We start from the raw sequence: 3,853 nt of genomic DNA on the forward strand, positions 1-3,853 counted from the left end.
GCGGGGCGGCTTCGTTGCGAACCCTACAGGGCTGATGACGACGGGAAGCCAGTATCGAGAGTGCCCTTGATCGGGTAGGTTGCGATCCCTTCAGGGCTGATGACGACTTGCGGGCATCATGCAGGCGCCGTGACGGACCTGGTTGCGATCCCTTCAGGGCTGATGACGACCCTGGAGCTGCATCCGGGCCACGGTCCGCCGCGCCTGTTGCGAACCCTCCAGGGCTGATGACGACTGGCCCCCACCGCGTCGTCAGCTACCTCCCCGTGTGGTTGCGAACCCTTCAGGGCTGATGACGGCGGGGGCGGCGATGGCACAAGAGGCGGCGAGGGTCGCGTTGCGAACCCTTCAGGGCTGATGACGGCTCCCGGATCAAGGGCGGCCACGCCTCGGTCTACGCGTTGCGAACCCTTCAGGGCTGATGACGGCCCGAGGGTAAAGCCCCAGGTCGGACGGGCCATGCGGCGGTCGTTGGCGTCTAGTTTTGCAGCGTTCCGGCGGTTGTGCATCTACGCAGTTCACAGCCGTGACGGACGATGGCAGCGGGCGGCAAGCCTGAACCGATGAGCTATGCCCCCTCGTCGCCTACGGGCGACGAGGGGGCACTTCTTCACGTCCAGGCACCTTGAAGGAATCGCACAAGCGTGCCCGTGTTCCGAGGGTCGCTCCCGCCCGTACGCTGGCAGCCGAATCCACCATGTTGGGGGTGCCATGAGCACACACGTCGGGCAGCGCATTCGCGAGGTCCGGAAGGTTCGCGGGCTGACGGTGCGGCAACTCGCTGGACGCGTCGCCATCTCGGCCAGCCTCTTGGAGAAGTACGAGAGCGGCGACCGGTCTCCGTCGCCGGGTGCCTTGACGCGGCTGGCCCGCGCGCTTCAGGTGGGGCCGGAGCGGCTGACCGGGCAGCCGTACATGAACGGAACGGAGGCCGCGGAACCGGTGCAGGCCGTCATCCCGGACCTTCGCCGCATCATGATCACCTACGACAGTCCTGACGACCTCGACACAGCACCGCGGCCCCTGCCAGTGCTCGAGGCCGAGGCCGAGACGGTCTCGCGGATGCGCCAGGACGGCCGCTACGTGCCCATGGGCCCACTCTTGCCGGGCCTCCTCGCGGAACTGACTCACACCGCGCTGGGAGCGCGGGACGAAGCGGTGGCGCGGCGGGCGTTTTGGTGGCTCGCTCGCACATATCGCGCCAGCAACTCGCTGGCGCACAAGCTCGGCTACCACGATCTTTCGATGACCGCGATCGAGCGGGTGCAGTGGGCCGCTGCCCGTGCTGGCGATCCGCTGATGCAGGCGACCGGGGCCTACCTGCGGGCCGGCGCCATGGTCCGCGCGGGCGCCTATGGCACCGCGCGTCGCGTCTTGGAGGGTCTGGAGGCGGAGATCACCCGACTCGCCCCTGAGGAGTCGCTGACTGATGCGGCTTTGGCGGTGCAGGGCGCGGTCCTGCTGAAGCTGTCGATCCTGGAGGCCCGGGATGGCCAGCCGGAGGCTGCGGCACGGCGACTGGAGGAGGCGCGGACCGTGGCCACCTACCTGCGTGGGATCGACAGTGAGCACTACGAGATGTCGTTCGGTCCTACCAACGTGCGCATCCATGAGGTGGCGGCGCTGATCGATCTTGGGGACACCGACCAGGCGCTCGCCCGGTTGAGGGAGTGGGGAGCCGAGCAGGACAGGGACGAGTGGGAACTGCCGACCGGTCTGGCGGCTGAGAGGGCGTCGCACCACCACATCGACGTGGCCCACGCCCGCCTTGCCGAAGGTGATCGACACGGAGCTTTCCGATCGCTGATCCGCGCCCGGGAGATCGCGCCGAATCACGTGCGTTGGCATCCGACGGTGAGGTCTGCGGCGGCTACGCTCGTGCGGCTGGACCGGGCGAGCAATGACAGCCTCGCTGGCTTCGCCCGGTGGGCAGGCGCATAGGTTCCTGTCAAGACTCCTGACGGAGATTCACCCTCACATTTTGTGTGGGAGCGTCCTCACTGAGGCGGCATGCTCCCCTCACTGTCCGCAGCGAGGGGAGCATTACCTTGAGTACTACCCGCTGGCTCGCCGCCACCGACCCAGACCCCACCCGAGCCGACCGCTGGTGGACGTCCACTGGCGTGGCGCTCTTGCCCGCCGGCCGTCTCTGGGACGCTGTGGCTCTGGACAGCGTCACCGGCCGCACGGTGGCCACCTACATCCGTGGCCCCTTCGTCCTGGTGCCGGAAGAGCGGGTGGTGTACGCGCTGGTCCCCGCAGGCACGGCCCGGACACACCCTCACCTGCCGTGTGTGGACGAAGGGGACTACCTCAGCATCCCGGCTGTGACGCTCGTCAAAGGAGCGGGCACCCACTGGCTTCGCCCCCCACAAGAGCCTGGGGATCTGGTGGACCCCACCGCGCTCTCAGCGGCCCTGGAAGAGGTGAGGGCGCGGTGACGGACGTAGCCCCGCAGGGGTGGAGGCCGCCCTGTGATGACGTTCCCTGGCCGGTGGCCACCGGGGTGCATTGGGACGCTGTGCGGGTCCCGGACCCGGCGGTGGCGGACGCGGTGCTGGACCGCCTCGGGCGGGAGACGGGGTCGGTGATAGCGGACGGTCGCACCGGCGTGGCCTACTGGCTGGTCCGCCCACAGGCCGCCGACTCCTGGCCGGCCATGCCCCGGGTGTCGGTCCTGGCCCGCGACGACTTCGTGGCCGTCCCGCCGATCTGGATGCTCCAGGGCACGGGCCCCCACTGGCGTGTGCCGTTCCTGGCCGACTCCTACCTGACGCCCCCCGACCACCTGTGTGCCGCACTGCTCGCCGCCACAGCCCATCTCCAGGAGGAGGACGACGCGCCGCTGGTCGGTCTCGCCGCAGAGCGGCAGGCGTGGAGGGAGCAGGGCCAGCGCATCCGCTCGCGGCTGCGGGAGGTCAACCGCCGCAGCATCACCCGGGAGTCGCGGCCATGGGGGTGAGGGAGCGCGCCGCCAGGTGGCGGACCGGGCTGGCCGCGGCCCGCGCGGCGTGGCAGGCCCAGGCCGCGGCCGAGGGGCGGCTGTTGGATGCGGCGCTCAACGTGGTGCCCGGCGCCCCGGGGCGGTTACCGAACCCCGGCGACGGGCCGCCCGCGGGCCTGGCCCTCGACCCCGACCAGCCGCACCCACACTTCAGCGTGATGTGCCACCGGTGCGCGTCCGGCGGCGACTTCGCCGCCCCACAGCGGGCCTGGCGGTGGGCTGTCGAGCACGCCCGCCGTCCCGGGCATGACCGCTTCGTCGCCGGCACGACCTGCTACCTCGCCGTCAAGCAGATCCAGCCGGCCGGCACCGAGGAGGTGCCCGCCCAGTGACCGGGCCCGTGATGACGACCGAGCACGAGCGGATGGCCGCGGCCCGAAGCGTCGGGGCGCCGCCCGCCCAGCGCCCACCCCGGATCGACCCGCCGCAGCAGTGGGCACCGGGCCAGTGCCATCTGTACTGCCAGCGCACCGACGTGCCCGTGGCGTGGCTGGCCCCGGTCAAGATCGACGGCGAGCACGCCGGAATGTACGCCTGCGCGAAGTGCCGCCAGGCCCTGGCGCGGCTCCTCGGCATCCGCCCCGCGTCCCAGCCTCCGCCCCCGGGCCGCCACCGCCGGCCCGGCCCCTGACCCCCGCTCCCGTGCCGTGTCCTCCCCACACAGCACCGGCACGGGAGCGGGGCACCACCCCCTGATCTCCGTTCCGGCCGGCGCCCACGCGGCCCCGGGTGCAGCCTCGGGCGGGCTGGTCCCCCGGCCGGCCGGAACGGACCCACCGCGACCTGGCGGTGGGCCAGGTCCACTGGCACCGTCACGGCAGGAGGTGACACATGACACCGGACCAGCTC

5 protein-coding genes and 1 CRISPR repeat array are annotated in these 3,853 nt (G+C 71.3%); all 5 genes read left to right on the plus strand.

The features are described 5' to 3' along the window. Window positions 1-13 precede the first annotated feature (13 nt). Window positions 14-429: a CRISPR direct-repeat array (repeat unit 29 nt; unit sequence GTTGCGAACCCTTCAGGGCTGATGACGGC). Window positions 430-711: 282 nt separating this feature from the next. The 5 genes from A3IG_RS0126850 (at window position 712) to A3IG_RS31505 (ending at window position 3,635) form a co-directional block, all read left to right on the plus strand. Continuing rightward, the gene (locus tag A3IG_RS0126850) at window positions 712-1,941 is read left to right on the plus strand and encodes a helix-turn-helix domain-containing protein (RefSeq protein ID WP_018386680.1); all 1,230 of its coding nucleotides are present in this window, start codon (window positions 712-714) and stop codon (window positions 1,939-1,941) included. A 107-nt stretch (window positions 1,942-2,048) separates the two neighbouring features. Beyond that, window positions 2,049-2,441: a hypothetical protein gene (locus tag A3IG_RS31495; protein ID WP_158676933.1), complete on the plus strand. Its 393-nt coding sequence runs from the start codon at window positions 2,049-2,051 to the stop codon at window positions 2,439-2,441. A gap of 65 nt (window positions 2,442-2,506) precedes the next feature. After that, window positions 2,507-2,962 carry a hypothetical protein gene (locus A3IG_RS32165; RefSeq protein WP_244885058.1) on the plus strand — a complete coding sequence of 152 codons (456 nt, stop codon included), beginning with the start codon at window positions 2,507-2,509 and terminating at the stop codon, window positions 2,960-2,962. Next, entirely contained in the window at window positions 2,953-3,336 is a 384-nt protein-coding gene (locus tag A3IG_RS0126865) for a DUF7848 domain-containing protein (RefSeq protein WP_018386683.1), read from the plus strand. The genes A3IG_RS32165 and A3IG_RS0126865 overlap by 10 nt, the downstream gene beginning before the upstream one ends. After that, on the plus strand, window positions 3,333-3,635 hold the full coding sequence (locus A3IG_RS31505) for a hypothetical protein (protein WP_018386684.1): 303 nt from the start codon (window positions 3,333-3,335) through the stop codon (window positions 3,633-3,635). The genes A3IG_RS0126865 and A3IG_RS31505 overlap by 4 nt, the downstream gene beginning before the upstream one ends. Window positions 3,636-3,853 lie beyond the last annotated feature (218 nt).

Source organism: Wenjunlia vitaminophila DSM 41686, assembly GCF_000380165.1.
GTDB classification, from domain to species: domain Bacteria; phylum Actinomycetota; class Actinomycetes; order Streptomycetales; family Streptomycetaceae; genus Wenjunlia; species Wenjunlia vitaminophila.